General features: G+C 47.0%; 1 protein-coding gene. It reads left to right on the plus strand.

Annotation, left to right across the window (positions count from 1 at the left end; all coding sequences use genetic code 11):
- Entirely contained in the window at positions 1-1,185 is a 1,185-nt protein-coding gene (tuf, locus tag H8B19_RS18820; protein ID WP_186508696.1) for an elongation factor Tu, read from the plus strand.
- The last annotated feature ends 56 nt before the right edge of the window (positions 1,186-1,241 follow it).

Raw genomic sequence — 1,241 nt, forward strand, 5'->3', positions numbered from 1 at the left:
ATGGCAAAAGAAAAGTTTGAACGTACGAAACCGCACGTAAACGTTGGTACAATCGGCCACGTTGACCACGGTAAAACGACCCTGACAGCAGCAATCACTACAGTTTTAGCAAAAACTTACGGTGGTTCAGCACAAGCATTCGATCAAATCGATAACGCACCAGAAGAGCGTGAGCGTGGTATTACTATCGCCACCTCTCACGTAGAATATGACACGCCATCACGTCACTACGCGCACGTAGACTGCCCAGGACACGCTGACTATGTTAAAAACATGATCACCGGTGCCGCGCAGATGGACGGTGCGATTCTGGTAGTAGCAGCGACAGACGGTCCTATGCCACAAACCCGTGAGCACATCCTGTTAGGTCGCCAGGTAGGTGTACCTTACATCATCGTATTCATGAACAAATGTGACATGGTAGACGACGAAGAGCTGTTAGAATTAGTAGAAATGGAAGTACGTGAACTGCTTTCAGAATACGAATTCCCAGGCGATGACTTACCAGTAATCCAGGGTTCTGCCCTTAAAGCGCTGGAAGGCGACGCAGAATGGGAAAAGAAAATCATCGAATTAGGTGAAGCTTTGGATTCATACATCCCAGAGCCAGAGCGTGCAATCGACAAGCCGTTCATCTTACCAATCGAAGACGTATTCTCAATCTCAGGTCGTGGTACTGTAGTAACAGGCCGTGTTGAGCAAGGTATCATCACTGTAGGTGAAGAAGTAGAAATCGTTGGTATCAAAGAAACCACTAAAACGACTTGTACTGGTGTGGAAATGTTCCGTAAGCTGCTTGACGAAGGTCGTGCAGGTGAGAACGTAGGTGTATTGTTACGTGGAACTAAGCGTGACGAAGTAGAGCGTGGTCAGGTACTGGCTAAGCCTGGTTCAATCACCCCGCACACCAAGTTCGAAGCAGAAGTATACGTACTGTCTAAAGATGAAGGTGGTCGTCACACGCCATTCTTCAAAGGCTACCGTCCACAGTTCTACTTCCGTACAACTGACATCACTGGTGCAGTAGAATTACCAGAAGGTGTGGAAATGGTAATGCCAGGTGACAACCTGAAATTCGTAGTAGAATTAATCAACCCAATCGCGATGGATGAAGGTTTACGCTTCGCAATCCGTGAAGGTGGCCGTACAGTAGGTGCGGGTGTTGTATCTAAGATTCTTGCTTAATCTTTGACAGCATTTGATAGTTGAAAAAGGTCGCGCTAGCGGCCTTTTTTATTTTC

The organism is Neptunicella marina (assembly GCF_014270035.1).
Taxonomy (GTDB): Bacteria; Pseudomonadota; Gammaproteobacteria; order Enterobacterales; family Alteromonadaceae; genus Neptunicella; species Neptunicella marina.